The sequence below is a fragment of the Thioclava sp. NG1 genome (genome assembly GCF_003122275.1).
Classification (GTDB): domain Bacteria; phylum Pseudomonadota; class Alphaproteobacteria; order Rhodobacterales; family Rhodobacteraceae; genus Thioclava; species Thioclava nitratireducens.
The window spans coordinates 186,150-203,987 of record NZ_QFBB01000002.1 but is presented as its reverse complement, the minus strand read 5'-3'; the positions used below and the strand labels follow the sequence as shown (position 1 = coordinate 203,987).

At 65.2% G+C, this 17,838-nt stretch carries 15 protein-coding genes; 11 read left to right on the top strand and 4 right to left on the bottom strand.

Translation table 11 applies throughout. The annotated features are described in order from the left end of the window. Window position 1: 1 nt before the first annotated feature. Both oppB and DEM26_RS04050 read right to left on the bottom strand, forming a co-directional pair. Complete coding sequence (gene oppB, locus DEM26_RS04055; RefSeq protein ID WP_075776288.1) at window positions 2–925, bottom strand: oligopeptide ABC transporter permease OppB; 924 nt, start codon at window positions 923–925, stop codon at window positions 2–4. Window positions 926–990: 65 nt separating this feature from the next. Continuing rightward, a complete protein-coding gene (locus DEM26_RS04050; protein ID WP_075776438.1) occupies window positions 991–2,574 on the bottom strand; it encodes a peptide ABC transporter substrate-binding protein in 1,584 nt (527 codons plus the stop codon). 457 nt (window positions 2,575–3,031) lie between these two features. Here DEM26_RS04050 and DEM26_RS04045 point away from each other — a divergent pair, with 457 nt between their 5' ends. From DEM26_RS04045 to DEM26_RS03995, 11 genes are all read left to right on the top strand, one after another. Next, window positions 3,032–4,474: an MFS transporter gene (locus tag DEM26_RS04045; protein WP_109171768.1), complete on the top strand. Its 1,443-nt coding sequence runs from the start codon at window positions 3,032–3,034 to the stop codon at window positions 4,472–4,474. 142 nt (window positions 4,475–4,616) lie between these two features. Further along, entirely contained in the window at window positions 4,617–5,636 is a 1,020-nt protein-coding gene (locus DEM26_RS04040; RefSeq protein WP_109171767.1) for an aldo/keto reductase, read from the top strand. Between the two features lie 225 nt (window positions 5,637–5,861). Next, on the top strand, window positions 5,862–6,233 hold the full coding sequence (locus DEM26_RS04035) for a hypothetical protein (protein ID WP_075776291.1): 372 nt from the start codon (window positions 5,862–5,864) through the stop codon (window positions 6,231–6,233). Continuing rightward, window positions 6,230–8,554 (top strand): pyrroloquinoline quinone-dependent dehydrogenase, encoded by a 2,325-nt coding sequence (locus tag DEM26_RS04030; protein ID WP_109171766.1) that lies wholly within the window; start codon window positions 6,230–6,232, stop codon window positions 8,552–8,554. The genes DEM26_RS04035 and DEM26_RS04030 overlap by 4 nt, the downstream gene beginning before the upstream one ends. Before the next feature lie 207 nt (window positions 8,555–8,761). Then, window positions 8,762–9,271, top strand: coding sequence for a 2Fe-2S iron-sulfur cluster-binding protein (locus DEM26_RS04025; RefSeq protein WP_109171765.1), 510 nt, complete (start codon window positions 8,762–8,764; stop codon window positions 9,269–9,271). After that, on the top strand, window positions 9,271–10,293 hold the full coding sequence (locus DEM26_RS04020; RefSeq protein WP_109171764.1) for an FAD binding domain-containing protein: 1,023 nt from the start codon (window positions 9,271–9,273) through the stop codon (window positions 10,291–10,293). The genes DEM26_RS04025 and DEM26_RS04020 overlap by 1 nt, the downstream gene beginning before the upstream one ends. Further along, window positions 10,290–12,485, top strand: coding sequence for a xanthine dehydrogenase family protein molybdopterin-binding subunit (locus tag DEM26_RS04015; protein ID WP_088719138.1), 2,196 nt, complete (start codon window positions 10,290–10,292; stop codon window positions 12,483–12,485). The genes DEM26_RS04020 and DEM26_RS04015 overlap by 4 nt, the downstream gene beginning before the upstream one ends. Then, window positions 12,475–13,392, top strand: coding sequence for an XdhC family protein (locus DEM26_RS04010; RefSeq protein WP_109171763.1), 918 nt, complete (start codon window positions 12,475–12,477; stop codon window positions 13,390–13,392). The genes DEM26_RS04015 and DEM26_RS04010 overlap by 11 nt, the downstream gene beginning before the upstream one ends. Before the next feature lie 24 nt (window positions 13,393–13,416). Next, window positions 13,417–13,968 (top strand): nucleotidyltransferase family protein, encoded by a 552-nt coding sequence (locus tag DEM26_RS04005; RefSeq protein ID WP_158275076.1) that lies wholly within the window; start codon window positions 13,417–13,419, stop codon window positions 13,966–13,968. A gap of 47 nt (window positions 13,969–14,015) precedes the next feature. Continuing rightward, a complete protein-coding gene (locus DEM26_RS04000) occupies window positions 14,016–15,011 on the top strand; it encodes a DNA topoisomerase IB (protein WP_109171761.1) in 996 nt (331 codons plus the stop codon). 143 nt (window positions 15,012–15,154) lie between these two features. Continuing rightward, window positions 15,155–15,643, top strand: coding sequence for a fasciclin domain-containing protein (locus DEM26_RS03995; RefSeq protein ID WP_109171760.1), 489 nt, complete (start codon window positions 15,155–15,157; stop codon window positions 15,641–15,643). Window positions 15,644–15,784: 141 nt separating this feature from the next. On the opposite strand, the gene DEM26_RS03990 is transcribed toward DEM26_RS03995, so the two are convergent. Together DEM26_RS03990 and DEM26_RS03985 are read right to left on the bottom strand one after the other, a co-directional pair. Next, window positions 15,785–16,291, bottom strand: coding sequence for a hypothetical protein (locus tag DEM26_RS03990; RefSeq protein ID WP_088719143.1), 507 nt, complete (start codon window positions 16,289–16,291; stop codon window positions 15,785–15,787). Window position 16,292: 1 nt separating this feature from the next. Next, a complete protein-coding gene (locus tag DEM26_RS03985; RefSeq protein WP_109171759.1) occupies window positions 16,293–17,744 on the bottom strand; it encodes an alpha,alpha-trehalose-phosphate synthase (UDP-forming) in 1,452 nt (483 codons plus the stop codon). Between the last annotated feature and the right edge of the window lie 94 nt (window positions 17,745–17,838).

Sequence of the window (17,838 nt, the reverse complement as noted above, 5' to 3'; positions counted from 1 at the left end):
GTCAGTACCGGATTTTCGGGTCGATCCATCCGTAGACGATATCGACGACAAGGTTGAACAGGATGGTCAGCGTGCCCAGCAGGATCGTGATCCCCATCATCACCGCGTAATCGCGGTTGAGCGCGCTATCCACGAAGCTTTTGCCGATCCCGCCCGTGGTGAAATACACGTCCACGATCACCGAGCCGGTGATCATCGAAACGAACGCCGGACCAAGATAGGAGATCACCGGCAGCAGCGCGGGTTTCAGCGCGTGACGCATGATGATCTTGCGCTTCGGCAGACCCTTGGCCCGCGCGGTGCGGATGTGGTTTGAGCTCAGCGTCTCCAGCATCGACGAGCGCGTGATCCGCGCGATCGAGGCCATGTAAGAGGTCGAAAGCGCGATCACCGGCATGATCCAGAAGCGCGGATCGTCGAAGCTCCAGCCGCCGCCGGGCAGCCAGTGCAGCGACAGCGTAAACACCAGCACGAGGATCGGCGCCATCACGAAGTTCGGCAGCACCTGCGCGCCGATGGAAATGCCGACGGCGAGGTAGTCGAGCCACGAGTTGCGCTTGATCGCGGCGGTGACGCCGAGAGTGACGCCTACCAGAACGGCGGCGATGAAGCTCAGGAAGCCGTAGGTCAGCGTGACCGGGAAGCCCTGGGCGATGATGTCGTTCACCGAGCGGTCTTTATAGGAGAACGAAGGCCCGAAATCGAAATGGGCGACCACGTTCCACAGATAGGTCGCGATCTGCTTCCACAGCGGCTGGTCGAGCCCGTATTTCGCGTTGAGATTGGCGAGCACCTCGGGCGGCACGGCCCGCTCCGACGAGAACGGCCCGCCAGGCGCCGTGTGCATCAGCAAGAAGCTCGCGATGATGAGCACCAGAAGCGTCGGGATCGCGATGGCGAGACGCTTGAGAATGTAGACGATCATAAGAGTGTCCCGAAATAGGTCGGGCGGGCCGATCGCGCGGCCCGCCCGTTATCGTTTCAGCCGGCTTACTTTGCGACCTTGTACATGTTCTTCGCGTACCAGTTCAGCTGGACGTTATCGAACGGGTAGCCCTTGATCTGCGGGTTCAGCAGCATCGGCAGCGAGTAGGCGTAGATCGGCGCGAGCGGCATGTCCTCGGCGAGGATCTTTTCCGCCTTGGTATAGTCCTCTTGCGGATCTTCCGCCGTCTTCGAGTCCTTCATCAACTTGTCGTATTCGGAATTCGACCACTGACCCGAGTTCTGATCCGACCACGAGGTGTTCACGTCGAGATAGGTCGAGGCCTCGTTGTAGTCGGCACACCATGCGGTGCGGGCCACGTCGAAGTCATGCTGCCCGTTGAGCTTGTCGAGATAGACCTTCCACTCGTAGTTCTCGAGCGTCGACTTCACGCCGATCTGCTTCCAGAACTGCTGCACCGCGATCGCGATTTTCTTGTGGTCGGCCGAGGTGTTGTACATGATCCGCAGGTTCAGCGGGTGATCGGGACCGTAGCCGGCTTCCTTCAGAAGCTCCTTGGCCTTGTCCATCCGTTCCTGCTGGGTCATGTCGGCATAAGCCACGTCCGGCGCCTTGAAGTTCGCGGTCGCCCAGTGGGTCCAGGTATAGGCCGGTTTCTGGCCGCCCTTGAGGATCTTGTCGACGATGATGTCGCGGTTGATCGCGTAGGACAGCGCCTTGCGGACCTTCACGTCCTTCAGCGCCTCGGGGCCGTTCGGGCCGACGTTGAAGCGGTAGGCGTAGACGCAGGAGCGCGGCGGAGCGTGCGCGGCATCCGGATACTCATCTTTCAGACGCGGATACTGGCCCGCCGGGGTCTGCACGAAGTCCAGCTCCCCCGCCTCGTAGCGCGTCAGCGCCTGATCGTTGTCCTGGATCGGGATGAACTTCAGATCGGTCAGCGTGACATTCGCGGCATCGTAATAAGCGTCGTTCTTCACCAGCTCGATCGAGTCGCCGATTTTCCAGCTCTTCAGCTTGTAAGGACCGTTGACGACCATGTTCTCGGGCTTGGTCCAGTCGGAACCGTATTTCTCCACGACCTTTTGCGGCACCGGGAAGGTCGAGGACAGAACGAGCATCTGGCGGAAATAGGGGATCGCGCTGTCGAGCGTGACCTGCAGCGTGTGGTCGTCGAGCGCCTTCACGCCAAGTTCGCTCGGCTTCTTGTCGCCCGCGATCACATCATGGGCGTTCTTCACCTGCATCAGCTCGATATACCACGAGTATTGCGAGGCGGTAGCCGGATCGGCGAGACGACGCCATGCATAGACGAAATCCTGCGCGGTGACGGGATCGCCGTTCGACCATTTCTCGTCGCGCAGGTGGAAGGTGTAGGTCTTCTTGTCGTCGGAGACCTCGTAGCTCTTGGCGAGCGCAGGCACGAGATTGCCGTGATCGTCCTGCTGGTAGAGACCTTCGAACATCTGCTGAAGAACGTCGTTACCGTCCTTTGATGTGCTCAGATCCGGATCGAGCGTCTTCAGATCGTCCTGCAGCCAATAGGTAAAGGTCTGGTCAGCGGCGAGCTTGGTGCCTTCGGGCACTTTGCTCGACTGGGCGAGAACGGGTGCGGCGCTGCCCAACATTAGGGCAAAAGCGGAGATCGCGGCAATCGACTTCAAGGGATACCTCCATTTCCGGGGTCCGGTCGCGCGCAACGTTAAGGCGAGCGCGGGGCCCCGTTTTTTCGTTGATAGGGCATCAAGGGCATGATCGCGGCATGGCGCAAGTCTGACGTAACGGTGCTCACACCCATGTGAGAGCGCATTTCGCGGGCCTACGGGAAATCTTTTTGAAACTTGCGCGAGGCCCTTTTTTTTCGCAACGAACGCCAAGCCCCGTTGCCCGCACCCAAGCCTCCCCGCGCCGTTCCCCTTCGAATCCCTGCGCCCGCGATGCATCCACTCGCGCGCCCCTGTGCGTATGTATTTTGACACACTCGAAAGTTGTTCCGCGTGACCCCTCCGAAAGACCCACTATTGACCAGCTTCGCCCCTCCGCTAGCTACCCTTGGCGTTACAGCCGCGACAGAACGGACTCCGAATGGCCGAACCCGAACAAGCATCCCCGCTTTCGCCCACCCGCCGCTGGGCCGCCGCAGCCGTGTTGCTGCTGGCGAACTTCATGAACCTGATCGACATCACGATCGTCAACGTCGCCCTGCCGTCGATGAAGGAAGAGTTGTCGGCCCCGCCGAACCTGATCGAGTGGATCGTCGCGGGCTATACCTTCTCCTTCGCGATCCTGTTGCTGCCGGCGGGACGGATGGGCGACTTGCTGGGACGGCGCAAGCTGTTCGTCTCGGGCATCGCGCTGTTCACTACCGCCTCGCTGATATGCGGCATCGCCCCGGGGATTGGCACGCTGGTCACCGCACGCATCGCGCAGGGCGTGGGTGCCGCGATCATGACGCCGCAGACGCTGGCGCTGGTGCCGCGCCTGTTCCCGCCAGAGCAGCGCGGCGCTGCCTTCGGCCTGTTCGCGCTGACCGCCGGGCTGGCCTCGGTGGCAGGGCCGATCATGGGTGGGTTCCTGCTCACCGCCGATATCTACGGGCTCGGCTGGCGTCCGATCTTCCTCGTGAACATTCCCCTCGGCATCGCCACCTTCATCGCCGCGCTGATGCTGGTGCCCAAGGGACAGGGCAACCGCAAGCTGGGCATCGACAAGGTGGGGATCGCGATCGCCGCCGTGGCGATGCTGGCGCTGCTGTTCCCGCTGGTCGAGGCGCCGTCGATCGGCTGGCAGGGATGGATGTATCCGATGATGCTCGCGGCCCCGGCTCTTGGCTGGATCTTCATCCGCTGGCAACGTCATCAGGAAGAGCGCAAAGCCCCGCAGCTTCTGCCGATGCGCCTGCTGCGTTCCGGCTCGTTCCTGTCGGGCAGCCTTCTGAACGCGGCGCTATTCACCGCGGTGCCGAGCTATTTCTTCACCATCGCCCTCTACCTGCAGGCGGGCTACGGGCTCACCCCGCTGCAATCGGGCCTGACGACGACGCCCTTCCCGGTCGGCGTCCTGCTTGCTTCGGCCACGACCGGCTGGTTCGGCGACCGCTGGATACGCTGGCGCGTGACCGGAGGCGGCATGCTGCTTGCGACGGGCTTTGCGGGCCAGCTATGGGCGATCTGGTCGATGGGCGACGCGATCAGCTGGTGGCGGATGGCACCTTGGTTCTTCCTTGGCGGCTTCGGCATGGGCAACACGGTGTCGCCGCTGTTCCAGGTCGCGCTCTCGTCGGCGGACAGCAATGACAGCGGCTCGGCCTCGGGTGCGGTGCAGGCGCTCCGTCAGGTCGGAATCTCCTTCGGGATCGCGATCATGGGCGGGATTTTTTTCGGCATGTTGGGCGGCGCGGATCAGGGCGATCACGAGGCCTATCGCAGCGCGATGATGTCGGCGATCGGCTACGCGCTCGTTGTAGCGACGGGGGTGATCCTCACACCGTGGTTCACGCCGATGAAGCTGGAGCGCGCCAAGGACTGACGCCTCCGCCCTCTCGCGCGATGACACGATCGTGCGCGCCAGCCCTACCCTGCGACGCTCGCCGCGAGCGCGGCGCGCCCCATCTACCCGGACCAGAGGGGCGTCCGAACCGGGCCCCCGACAGATGCGAAAGGAGCGATCCATGCGTTACAGACCTCTCGGCCCCAGCGGCCTCCTCGTCTCGGAACTTTGCCTCGGCACGATGACCTTCGGCGGGTCGGAGGGCATGTGGGGCCAGATCGGCCAGCTGCGGCAGGATGACGCCGACGGGCTGGTGAAGACCGCGATCGACGCGGGCATCAACTTCATCGACACCGCGAATGTCTATGCCGGTGGCGAGAGCGAGCGCATCCTCGGCCAGAGCCTGCGCAATCTCGGTATCGCCCGCGACGAGGTGGTCATCGCGACCAAGGTGCTCGGCCCGATGGGCGAAGGCATCAACCAGCGCGGTGCGTCGCGCTATCACATCATGGAGCAGTGCAAGCAGAGCCTGGAGCGGCTGCAGCTCGACCATATCGACCTCTATCAGATCCACGGCTTCGACCCGATGACGCCGATCTCGGAAACGCTGGAGGCGCTGACCACGCTCGTTCAGCACGGCCATATCCGCTATATCGGCCTGTCGAACTGGGCCGCGTGGCAGGTGATGAAGGCGATCGGCATCGCCGAGGCCCGCAAGCTCGCCCCGATCCTGTCGCTGCAAGCCTATTACACGATCGCCGGGCGCGATCTGGAACGCGAAGTGGTGCCGATGCTGCGCGACACCGGCATGGGCCTGATGGTCTGGAGCCCGCTCGCAGGCGGTCTGCTGTCGGGCAAATACGACCGCGACGGCAAGGGCTCCGACGGGCGCCGCGCCAATTTCGACTTCCCGCCGGTCGAAAAGGACCGCGCATTCGACCTGATCGACGCGATGCGCCCGATGGCGGAGAAGCGCGATGCGAGCGTGGCGCAGATCGCGCTGGCATGGCTTCTGCATCAGGAAGTAGTCACCAGCGTCATCGTCGGTGCGAAGCGCGAGGACCAACTGACCGACAACATCGCCGCGACGAAGATCACGCTCGACGCGGACGAGTTGGAGAGCCTCGACAAGCTCAGTGCCCTGCCCGCGGAATATCCCGGCTGGATGCTGGAGCGTCAGGGCGAATACCGCCAGCGCTGAAATAGGGGCGCACATCTCTCACGACACCGCGGCGGGCGGGGCGACGAAATCGCTCCGCCCGCTTTTTCGTGCTGCTGCATCCTCTCGCATGCTGGCCACCAAAGCGGCAGAGGCCCCCGTGCCAAGCGCGTTCCTGCGCCCGGGGCTCAAATCAGTTCAATTTTCATGGACCTCAAAAGACACACCGCGCGTTGGGCGATAAAGCACCTACCAAGGAGAGTTCCGTTGGCACATTCCCGCTCAGCGTCACGGCCACGCAGCATCCTGACTGTTTTGGGGGCGCTCGTCGGCGCCGCCATCGCGATCTGGAATTACGTCACCCCCATGACCGGCGTGACCGGCACGTTCGGCGCAGGGCTGGTGATCGCCTCCTCCGTTTTGATCGCTCTCGCAGGGATCGCGATCCAGATGACAGAGCCGGGCGGAATCCGCACGACATTGCGCGTCCTCGTGGCGCTCGGCCTGATCGGCACCGCTGCAGCTGGCTATTTCCTGCATGAATGGTGGCTGATCGCGGCGATGGGCGTCGTGCTGATCGGCCTCATTTACGACATCGCCTCGAGCCGGGGCGCGCGTTCGAAAGGAGCTTACGCATGAACCGCAAGACCGTCTCGCTCGCCTTCGCCCTCGCCTTCTTTGCGGCCGCCGGGTACGCGCAGGACACGACCGCGACCGACAGCACCGCAACAGATACGACGACCCAACCCGCAGCCGACAGCGGCACGACCGATACCGGCACCACGTCGGGCACGGATACGGCAACCACGGATGCAGCCACGCAATCGGACACGTCCGGCACGGGCGCCGGTACGAACTCGAGCACCGACGCCGGCACGAACACCGATACGGGCGCTACCGCAGACAGCGGTTCCGCGGAGACGGGTTCCACGGGCACCCAATCCGACACCCAAACCAATCAGAACCAGCAGACCAACGACCCTGCCGCCAACGAGTCCACGCCTTCCGGCCCCGAGGCCAGCGCGGATCAGGCCAAACCGGTGGCGGATAGCGTCGCTCAGCCGATGCTCGCCAGCGGCACGCGCGAGCGCAACGGCAAACCGCTGGTGCCCGAGAAGCCCGTCTGGAACAGCTTCCACGGCCAGCTCTCCGCACAGAAATATTCGCCGCTGACCCAGATCAATCCCGACAACGTGGGCGATCTGGAGAAGGTCTGGCAGGTCCATACCGGCGACGTCTCAGATGGCTCGGGCGACAAGCCCGCGACCGTTTGGTCGGCCACGCCGATCTTCGCCAATGATACGCTCTATATCGGCACGCCCTTCTACCGCGTGCTGGCGCTCGACCCGGCCACGGGCGAGCAGAAATGGGCCTTCGACACGAAATCCAAGCTTGAGGCGCTGACCCAGCCCGCGCTGAAGAACCGCGGCGTCGCCTATTGGCAGGCCGAGAACCCGGTCGCGGGCAAGGTCTGTCAGAAAATCGTCTATATCGGCACGATGGACGCGCGGCTCTTCGCGCTCGACGCCGATACCGGCAAGCCCTGCCCCGATTTCGGCAAGGACGGCGTGCTGGACGTGAACCAGTGGAACACGGTCAATGACCGCTTCCCGCTTTCGGTTCTGCAGCCGCCGACGGTTGCGGGCAATCACCTGATCCTCGGCTGGGCCGGTCAGGACTGGGAATGGGCCGAAGCTCCTCCCGGTGCGGTCTTCTCAGTCGATGCGCAGACCGGCAAGCTGCAATGGTCCTTCGAGACCCTGCCCGAGAACATCCGCCGCAAGACCGGCACCGCGAATGTCTGGACCGCGATGTCCGTCGATCCGGGTCTGAACATGGTCTACCTCCCGGTGGCCTCGCCCTCGCCGAACTATTGGGGCGGCAACCGAACGCAGCAAATCCCCTACGCAACCTCGACCACCGCGCTCGATCTCGATACCGGCAAGGTCGTCTGGTCGCGCCAATGGGTCCACCACGACATCTGGGACTATGACATCAACTCCGCGCCGACGCTGATGGACATCACCGTCGACGGCAAGGAAATCCCGGCGCTGATGCAGGGCACCAAGATGGGCTTCCTGTTCGTCGTGAACCGCGAGACCGGCGAAGATGTCTGGCCGATCGAGGAACGTCCCGTCCCTCAAGGCGACGGCACGGTGAAAGGTGAGGTCTATGCGAAGACCCAGCCCTTCCCGACCAAACCGGCGCCGCTTCTCGACCAGTCGAAAAAGCCGGAGGTCTGGGGGATTGCCGATCTAGTTTCCGGCGGCGCCTGCTCGAAGCTGTTCGACAACCTCACCTACAAGGGGATGTACACACCCCCGACCACCACCGGCGAAGGCACGCTGGCCTATCCCGACAGTGCGGGCGGCGTGCAGTGGGGCGGCGTGGCCTTCGATCCGAACGCTCAGATCGCGGTCGTGAACACCTCGCATATCGTGCAGTACATCAAACTGTGGGAGCGCCAGAACTACGAGAAGAACGCCAGCGGCTCGGGCAACGAAGCGGGCTTCTACCCGCAGAAAGGCGCGCCCTACGGCATGAGCCTCGGCAACGCGCTGAACTGGCTCGGGATGCCGTGCTGGAAACCGCCCTTCGGCGAGCTGGTCGCGATCGACATGCACACCGGCGACGTCAAGTGGCGCAAGCCGCTGGGCAGCTCGCAGAAATACGGGTTCTTCATGCCCGAGAGCATGGGCTCGCCCACGATCGGCGGTCCGGCGGTGACCAAGTCGGGGCTGATCTTCATCGGCGCGACGATGGATGCCAAGGCGCGTGCCTACGACATCCAGACCGGCAAGGAGTTGTGGTCCTCGCAGTTGTCGGCCCCGGTCGTCGCGAACCCGGCAATCTACGAGTACAAGGGGCGCGAATACGTGGCCTTCATCTCGGGCGGCAACTCGATCCTGAAGCCCGCCGTGGGTGATCTGGTGGCCGTCTACGCGCTGCCGCAGAACTGATCGCGGCGCAAAACACAGGCCGGGCGGCGCGGCACGGACCTCGCCCCCGCCCAAGACGCGAACCGCGTCCGCAAAGCCCTCACCGCAACGTGAGGGCTTTATCTCAGGAACCTGCGCCGCGCGCGCGGTGTTCCACATTCAGCCGGTTTGAGCGCCTGCCTCCCCAGATGGCTGCGCCAAGCCCGAATTCCGGACAAGGGGGACCCCATGAAGGTTTCATTTCACGTCAATGGCGAGGCGCGCGCGCTCGACCTCGATCCACGCGTGACGCTGCTCGACGCGCTGCGCGATCATCTACAACTCACCGGCTCGAAGAAGGGCTGCGATCATGGCCAGTGCGGCGCCTGTACGGTGCTCGTCGATGGCCGCCGGGTGAATTCCTGCCTGAGCCTCGCAGTGATGCATGAAGGCTCCGAGATCACGACGATTGAAGGGTTCGGCACGCCCGAGAACCTCAACCCGCTGCAGCAGGAATTCGTTTCCTGCGATGGCTACCAGTGCGGCTATTGCACGCCGGGGCAGATCATGTCGGCGACGGGCATGCTGGCCGAGGCCAGGGAAGGCGCGCCCAGCCATGTCAGCGACAGCCTCACCGGCACGTCGGAGCTGACCGATGCCGAAATCGCCGAGCGAATGAGCGGCAATCTCTGCCGCTGTTCGGCCTATCCCTTCATCCGCGAGGCCATCTCGCGTGTCGCCGAAGCGGAGGAGAAATAATGAGACCATTCGAGTATCTTCGCGCGAACGCGCTGGACGAGGCGGCCTCCAAGGCGGGTGAGGGCGCGCAGTTCATCGCGGGCGGCACCAACCTGCTGGACCTGATGAAGCTGCAGGTGATGACCCCCGAGACGGTTATCGACATCAACCATATCGACGGGCTGGACAAGATCGAGCCGCATGAGGGCGGGCTGAAGATCGGCACGTTGGTGCGCAATGCCGACCTTGCGGCCGATCCGCAGGTGCGCCGCGCCTATCCGGTGCTGTCGCGCGCGCTGCTCGCCGGCGCTTCGGGACAGATTCGCAACAAGGCGACCACGGGCGGCAACCTGCTGCAACGCACGCGCTGCCCCTATTTCTACGACCCGGCAATGGCCTGTAACAAGCGCAACCCCGGCGCGGGCTGTGCCGCCAAGGGCGGTGTCAGCCGCATGCTCGCGATCCTGGGCACCTCGGCCGCCTGTCGCGCAGCCCACCCCTCCGATATGGCGGTGGCGATGCGCGCGCTCGATGCGCAGGTGGAAATCCGTGGCACCGATGGAGCGACCCGCACCGTGGCGCTGGACGAGCTTTATCAGCTGCCCGGCGAAACCCCGGAGATCGAGACCTGCCTCGAGCCGGGCGAGATCATCACCGCAGTGATCCTCCCTGCCCCGCAGTCGAACGCGACGCAGAGCTATCGCAAGATCCGCGACCGCGCCTCTTACGCATTCGCGCTCGTCTCGGTCGCCGCCGTGGTCGAAATGGACGGCGAGACGATCAAGACCGCCTCGCTCGCTTTCGGCGGCATCGGCGCGCGCCCCTGGGCGGATGCGCAAGTCAACGCGATGCTCGAAGGCGAGCCCCCCTCGGAGGAGTTGTTCGGCAGGGCCGCCGACGTGCTGCTGGCCGACGCTGTCACCGACGAGGGCAACGATTTCAAACGCGAGATGACCCGCCGCGCATTGGTCGCGGTGATGCGCGAGGCGACGGGCATGGCCCCGGCCTCGACCGGAACGGACAAGGTGGAGGCGCTGGCATGAGCGACACGTTCACGATGGATGAAGCGCAGCCACGGCTGCTGGACGAAACCAATCAGGGTCTGGTCGGCGCCCCGCTCGATCGTCCCGAGGGCAAGCTGAAAGTCACCGGCACCGCGCCCTATGCCGCCGAATTCGCGCTTGAAGGCATGGTCCACGGCGTGATGCTGCGCGCGACGATCACGCGCGGCAAGGTCACCGGCTTCGACGAGAGCGAAGCGAAGAAACTGCCCGGATATGTCGGGCTGTTCCACGGGCCGAAATTCGTTCGCAACCCGGCGCAGGGCATGGCGGGTGCGTCGCCCGTGCAGCCCGGAGACCGCATCGATTATCACGGCCAGCCGATCGGCCTCGTGGTCGCGGAAAGCTTCGAGACCGCGCGCGATGCCGCCGCACGGATCAAGATCAGCTACGAACAGAACCCCGGCGCACCGGTCGACCCGGCCGGGGTGGATCTCGAACTGAACGAGGGCCGCGAAAGCATCCAGGGCGACCTCGACGCCGCGATGGAGAAGGCCGCGCAGTCGGTGGATATCGAATACACCACCGCTGGTCACGTCTCGGCGGCGATGGAGCCGCATGCCGGTATCGCCGAGTGGAAGGACGGTCGCCTTGTTCTACATGGGTCGCTGCAGATGGTGCGATTCAACAAGGAGGAGCTGGCCGATGCGATTGGCGTCGAGTCGGACAAGGTGCATATCCTCGCGCCCTATGTGGGCGGCGGGTTCGGCTCCAAGCTGGGCATTTCCTCGGAACATATCGCGGCGGCGCTGGCCTCGCGCGAGCTCGAACGCCCGGTGCGGATCGTGCTGAGCCGTCAGACCGTTTTCGACGCCGTGCTGCGCCGCACCGAGACCTGGCAGCGTCTTCGTCTCGCCGCCGACGAGAGCGGCAAGCTGACCGGGATCGGTCACGAGGATCGAGTCTCCAATCTCGAAGAGGAAGCCTTCTCCGAACCGGTGAATGCCGCGAGCCGCTTCATGTATGCCGCGCCCAACCGGGTGATGCGTCAGCATATCTCTCGCAATCACCGCACGCCCTCGGGCTCGGTCCGCGCACCCGGTGAAGCGGTCGGCACCTTCGCAATGGAGACTGCGATGGACGAACTCGCGGAGAAGCTGGGTATCTGCCCGGTGGAACTGCGGCTGCGCAACATACCCGAAAAGCATCCCGAAACCGGTCAGGCCTATTCGGCCCGCGCGCTGGAGGAAAGCCTGCGCGAAGGCGCGAAGCGCTTCGGCTGGGACCAGCGCCCCAAGACAGGGACGCGCCGCGAAGGCGAATGGCTGATCGGCATGGGCGTTGCGGGCGCCGGGCGGTCGAACTTCCTTGTGCCTTCTGCGGCGCGCGTCACGCTCAGCGCGGACGGTGCGTTGGTCGAAACCGACATGACCGATATCGGTACCGGTAGCTACGCCATCCTCGGCCAGATCGCGGGCGAGATGCTGGGCCTGCCGATCGATAAGGTCTCCGTGCATCTGGCCGATAGCGACCTGCCGGGCGCGTCGGGCTCGGGCGGCTCCTTCGGGGCGTCGTCGTCTGGGTCTTCAGTCTTCCTCGCCGCGCGCAAGATCCGCGAACAGCTTGCCGACAAGCTCGGCTGCCGGATCGAGGATCTGAAGCTCGGCAACGGCGAGGTCTCCGGCGACGGCAAGAGCGCGAAGCTGGTCGATCTGCTCAGCGATCCGATCAGCGCCGAAGGCAGGATCGAGGGCGGCAAAACCGCCGAGACCCACTTCTCGGCAGGGTATGGCGCGCATTTCGTTGAAGTCGCCGTGAACGAGGTGTCGGGCGAGGTGCGGGTGCGTCGGATGCTCGGCGTTCTCGGGATCGGTCGCGTGCTGAACGAGAAGACCGCGCGCAGCCAGGCCGTCGGTGGCATGGTCTGGGGCGTGGGCGCGGCATTGCTCGAAGAGCTTGGTCACGATCCGCGCACCGGCCATATTGTCACCCGGGATCTGGCCAATTACCATGTCGCCTCGCATGCGGATATTCCGCGCGACATCGAAGTGGTCTTCCTGCCCGAACGCGACGACGAGGCCAACCCGATCCAGTCGAAGGGCGTCGGCGAGCTCGGGATCTCGGGCTCCGGCGCCGCGGTGATCAACGCGATCCACAACGCGACGGGCATTCGGCTGCATCACTATCCGGCCACGCCGGACAAGGTTCTCGAGGGGTTTGCTGATGGACGGTAGTCCGCTCCGCGCGCGCGCACATACTGAAACCCGGCTCGGCATGGCGGAGATACCGCTGCCCGCGCCGGGACGGTTGGCGGCGCTGGCCATTCTGACGCGGATCGAGGGGGCGGGTTACCGCCCCCTCGGTGCGGCTATGAGCCTCGACGATCGCGGCGACATCCGGGGCCATCTCTCGGCGGGCTGCATCGATGCCGATATTGAGCTGCATCTGAAAAAGGTCGCACAGGACGGCTGCCCGCGGCACTTGCGCTACGGCGAAGGCTCGCCCTTCATCGACCTCGTGCTGCCCTGCGGCGGCGCGCTCGACATCGCCGTGATCCCTGCCCCGCCGGTCTCCGCTCAAGAGCGGATGGCCAAGGCGATCGCTGCCCGCATGCCGTTTTCGCTACACCTCTCGGGCGCGCAGGGCGTTCTGACGCTCGCGCCGCAGCCCGAGACCGATCTGAGCCTGCATCTCGTGCCCGAGCCGCGTTTCGTGGTCTTCGGCACCGGGATCGAAGCCGAGACTTTTGCCCAGCTCGCGGCGGGCGCGGGCTATCAGGCCGATCTCGTCATGCCCGAACCGGTGACCCTGCCCGGCGTGACGAGCCACGAATTCCGGCGCAGCAACCCGCTTGGCGAGATCGCGCCCGATCCGCGCATGGCGGCGTTGTTGTTCTTCCACGATCACGACCGGGAAATCCCGATCCTCGCGCAGCTTCTGGAAAGCGACGCGTTCTTCATCGGCGCGCAGGGAAGCCGCCGAACGGCACGTCAGCGCGCGGTGGCGCTGCGCCGCAAAGGGCTCTCGGAAGCCGCGATCTCTCGGCTGCGCGGTCCGGTGGGCCTCATCGAACAGGCGCGCGAGCCGCGGCTGTTGTCGGTCTCCGTGCTGGCCGAAGTGCTGCAACTCGCGCGGGTCTGAAGCTTGGCGCGCAGGATCATTGGCGTGGTTCTTGCGGCGGGCGCGTCGCGGCGCTTCGGTGCGCGTGACAAGCTGGCCGCGCGTTCCGGCGGAGAGGCCGCGCTCGTGCTGCGTGCCGCGAAAACGCTGCGGGGCCTTGGCCTCCCCCGACGTGCCGCGATCACCCGCAGCCCCCGGCTTCCGAAGGAGCTACGCGGCGCGGGCCTCGACCTTCTCTGCATCGGTCCGGGCCGCGCCCAGAGCGCGAGCTTGCATCGCGCGATCCGCGCCGCGCACGCCAGCGGGGCCAGCCATCTCCTGATCGTCCTTGGCGACATGCCCAATGTCTCGCGGGCGCATCTGCGCCAGCTTCTCGCGACACCCGGACCGCATCCGGGGATGGCCACCTCCGAGGGCCGCCTCGCACCGCCCGCGCTGATCCCGCGCAGGCTGTTCGGCGCGGCTTTGCGGCTGACAGGCGACCGCGGCGCCGGGGCGTTGCTGCGCCGCGCCCCCGACCTGCGACGGATTTCGCTGCCGCACGGAACGCTGCACGATATCGACCGCCCCGATGACTTGCGCGAAGCCCCGCGATAGGCGCGAAACGCGGGGAACTGCGCCGAGACCCCCGGCGTTCTCGCCCCATGAAAGATCTGCCCGATCTCGTCTATTATCCCGATGACCGACCAGGCATCACGCGCCGGCGCTGCGGGCGCGGGTTCACCTATACCGCCCCGGATGGCACGACCATCGCGCGCGGTGCCGAGCGTAGGCGGATCGAGGCGCTGGCGGTGCCCCCTGCCTACGAGGACGTCTGGATTTCACCACGTCCGAACGGGCATCTGCAGGCGACGGGGCGCGATACGCGGGCGCGCAAGCAATACCGCTACCACCCTGACTGGACCGAGTTTCGCGCGCAGCGCAAATTCGACCGGCTCGCGGAATTCGGCACCGTGCTGCCACGCCTGCGTCGCGCGATCCTGAACGACCTGCGTGGCCATGATCCGGGCGACCGGGCCTTCGCTCTGGCCGCGGTTCTGGCGCTGCTCGACCGGACCGCGATCCGCGTCGGCAATGCCGATTACGCCCGCGAGAACCGCAGCTTCGGCGCGACGACATTGCGTGGCGCGCATATGACGCTCGACGGGGACACGCTGCATTTCTCCTTCACCGGCAAGGGTGGCGCGCAGGTCGAAAGCGAGCTCCGCGACAAGACGCTGGAACGCGCCCTGACGCGGCTCGACGATTTGCCGGGCGCCGAGCTGATCACGTGGCTGGACGAGGCGGGGGAGCCCCACTCGGTGCGCTCCGAGGAGGTGAACGCCTTCCTCGCTGATCGCACCGGGGCCGAAGGGCTGACGGCGAAGACTTTCCGGACGTGGAACGGATCGGCGGCGGCGCTCGAGGCAGCGATGCGGCAGGCGGATGACGGGCGCGTGACGATCAAGGCGATGGCGGAGGCTGCCGCCGCGCGCCTTCACAACACGCCGGCGATCGCGCGCAATTCCTATATCCACCCCGAGGTAATTGCACTGAACGAGGCCGAGCCGGAGGCGCTCGCCAGCATCGCTCAGGACGCTCCGGCGGTGGACGGGCTGCGCCGCGCCGAGGCGCAGTTGCTCCATCTTCTCGACGGCTGACCGCTTCGAACGCCCGCGATCACGCGACATCACAAATCCGCGCAAAATTGCGAGCCGAGCGTGATCCGATGCCGCGCATCTCCCGTATCTCTCACATGATCCAACATCGGATCTGCCAACGATCCAACCAAGGGAGAAAGAGAATGCTGAGAAGAACCTTCATGGCCGCTGTCCTCGCCGGAACGGCGCTCGTTTCCGCCCCCGCCCATGCCGACAATCATGGCGGAATGGATATCGTCGACACCGCCGTGAACGCAGGCAGCTTCGAGACGCTCGTGGCCGCCGTGCAGGCTGCGGGTCTCGTCGACACGCTCAAGGGCGATGGCCCCTTCACCGTCTTCGCGCCCACGGATGAGGCCTTCGCCGCGTTGCCCGAAGGCACCGTCGATGACCTGCTCAAGCCCGAGAACAAGGACAAGCTGACCTCGATCCTGACCTACCACGTCGTGCCCGGAAAGGTGATGTCCGGCGATCTGAGCGACGGGATGATGGCCGCGACGGTGCAGGGCTCGGAAGTCACGATCAAGACCGACCCCGCGGTCATGGTCGACGACGCCAGCGTCACGCAGGCAGATATCGAAGCCAGCAACGGCGTGATCCACGTGATCGACAAGGTGATCATGCCCAAGTGACGGGCTTCAGGAAAAGCCCCGAGCATTAGGGAGGCCTGTCGAGGGTCCGCTTTTCGACAAGCCGATTCCGGGCCGTTCGCGCAGCTTCATGCGCGAGCGGCTTGTTCTTTGGCCGAGCGCTCGGCCCCGGAGAGAACCCGTTCAGGCATGTGCGCTCAGGATCGAGCCGCTCCCGCCAGGATCGCCGCCACCGGCGACCAGGTCGCTTTCCGCGGGCAGATCGTCGGCGTGAATGACCGGCGCTCCGGTGATACGCGACAGGTTCTGCGCGATTGCTTCGATTGCGACATGGCACGCGTGATCGCCATCGTGCTTGGGCACGAAGATGCGCGTCAAACCATGCGCCTGCATGATGTAGGACAGCACATGCGCGATCGAGCCATGCTCTTCCGGATCGGAGAGCGCCTCGTCTTTATAGGTCAGGAAGGATGCGCAGATCGGCGTCGCGCCACAAGCGCCGAGCTGGGCGATCAGCGCCCCGCGCCCACCGCCTTCTTGCGACAGGCAAACGATGTGAGAGCGGTCATCCTTCAGTGCCTCGATGAACGCGCCGTGGCACTCGAGATCGCAATTCCCGGGATGAAGCATCAGGACGAGCGCGCCCTCCTCCGACGCGGTCGTCTCCAGATTTCGTGACATCATGGTCATATCAGACCTCCTCCTTTGAAATAGAGCGGTGCGCGCCCGGGTCGAATTCCCGGCCCTCTTCTTCGTCCCGAAGCCATTCGGCGGCGCGCCCGGTAATGCGCAACGCGGGTGTGCAGGCGGCGAGCCGATTGAGGAAGCTGCGCGCCCAGATCCGCGTATCGGTCGCCTCGACTACCTTCAGGCAGGCGGTATGGCGCGCCTGACGCTCCTCGAGCGGCATCGTGAGCGCCCGGCGGATCGCGGCCGCCGTCTCGTCGACGTCATGCGGGTTAACCAGCAGGGCCTCGGTCATGTCCTCTGCGGCGCCCGCGAAGCGCGACAGCACCAACACGCCCGGATCTTCCGGGTCCTGTGCCGCGACATATTCCTTCGCCACGAGGTTCATCCCGTCCGCAAGCGGGGTGACGAGCGCGGCCCGTGCGCCGCGCAGCAACCCCGCGATCTCGTCGCGCGGCACGGGGCGGTGCAGGAAACGGATCGGCGCCCAATGGACCTCGCCGAAGCGTCCGTTCACCTGCCCCGCGATCTGCTGCAGATCGGCGGTGATCTCCTGATAGGCCCGCACGCTTTCGCGCGACGGCGGGGCGATCTGCACCAGCGAGGCGCGCGGCCCCGTGTCGTAGCTCTCGAGGTAGCGTTCGAACGCGCGGAAGCGTTGCGGCAGCCCCTTGGAGTAGTCGAGCCGGTCGACGCCGATGACATAGGCGTCGCCGAACAATTCGTGCGCGGGCGGCGGCGCGCAGTCCTGCGCCGCCCGGGCGAAACTCTCAGCCGAGATACCGATCGGAAAGGACCGGACGGATACCTCCTGCGCGCCGAATTTGATCGCGCCGTCGGGCAACATTTCTGCCCTCGGATCGGCGCGGAACATCTCGAGACAGCGCGCCACGTCGGCCCGCGTCTGCAATCCGACGAGATCGTAATGAGCCAGCCAGCGCGCGAAGGCGGGCGGATCGGGCAACACGTCGAGATCGGTGATGTTGGGGAAAGGGATGTGAAGGAAAAAGCCGATGCGATTGGCTACGCCGAGGCTGCGCAGCTCCTCGGCCAACGGGAAGAAATGGTAGTCGTGAATCCAGATGTGATCTTCGGGCGAGATCACCTCGGCCATCTGCTGCGCGATGCGGCGGTTCACCCGGAGGTAGCCCTCGTCGAAGCTGCGATTGATCTCGACCAGATCGGTGCGGTGATGCGCGATCGGCCAGAGCACGGAATTGGCGAAGCCGAGGTAATAGGCCTCGCGGTCTTCCTCGGTCAGACGGAAGGCGAGCTTGTCGTATTGGGTGCCCCCCATATCGATGAGGGCGGGCTCTTCGGACCCGACCTCGGGATGCGCGCCGATCCAGATGCCGCCCTTTTCGCGCAGCGCCTCGTGGAGCGCCACCACGAGCCCACCCGAGGGCGTCGCCTCGGAGGGAATGCGGTTGGACACGACGATGAGACGGGCGGGCATGACTGAAAAAACCTCCGGATTGAACGAATGGTGACGGCTGTCACGTCTGAAATATTCGTCCGCTCAACGCCCCCTTGAAGCGCGCAGTTCCGCC

Coding starts and splice junctions, on each gene's coding strand:
- oppB (WP_075776288.1), bottom strand. CDS start 925: ATGATCGTCTACATTCTCAAGCGTCTCGCCATCGCGATCCCGACGCTT.
- DEM26_RS04050 (WP_075776438.1), bottom strand. CDS start 2,574: ATGTTGGGCAGCGCCGCACCCGTTCTCGCCCAGTCGAGCAAAGTGCCC.
- DEM26_RS04045 (WP_109171768.1), top strand. CDS start 3,032: ATGGCCGAACCCGAACAAGCATCCCCGCTTTCGCCCACCCGCCGCTGG.
- DEM26_RS04040 (WP_109171767.1), top strand. CDS start 4,617: ATGCGTTACAGACCTCTCGGCCCCAGCGGCCTCCTCGTCTCGGAACTT.
- DEM26_RS04030 (WP_109171766.1), top strand. CDS start 6,230: ATGAACCGCAAGACCGTCTCGCTCGCCTTCGCCCTCGCCTTCTTTGCG.
- DEM26_RS04025 (WP_109171765.1), top strand. CDS start 8,762: ATGAAGGTTTCATTTCACGTCAATGGCGAGGCGCGCGCGCTCGACCTC.
- DEM26_RS04020 (WP_109171764.1), top strand. CDS start 9,271: ATGAGACCATTCGAGTATCTTCGCGCGAACGCGCTGGACGAGGCGGCC.
- DEM26_RS04015 (WP_088719138.1), top strand. CDS start 10,290: ATGAGCGACACGTTCACGATGGATGAAGCGCAGCCACGGCTGCTGGAC.
- DEM26_RS04010 (WP_109171763.1), top strand. CDS start 12,475: ATGGACGGTAGTCCGCTCCGCGCGCGCGCACATACTGAAACCCGGCTC.
- DEM26_RS04000 (WP_109171761.1), top strand. CDS start 14,016: ATGAAAGATCTGCCCGATCTCGTCTATTATCCCGATGACCGACCAGGC.
- DEM26_RS03995 (WP_109171760.1), top strand. CDS start 15,155: ATGCTGAGAAGAACCTTCATGGCCGCTGTCCTCGCCGGAACGGCGCTC.
- DEM26_RS03990 (WP_088719143.1), bottom strand. CDS start 16,291: ATGACCATGATGTCACGAAATCTGGAGACGACCGCGTCGGAGGAGGGC.
- DEM26_RS03985 (WP_109171759.1), bottom strand. CDS start 17,744: ATGCCCGCCCGTCTCATCGTCGTGTCCAACCGCATTCCCTCCGAGGCG.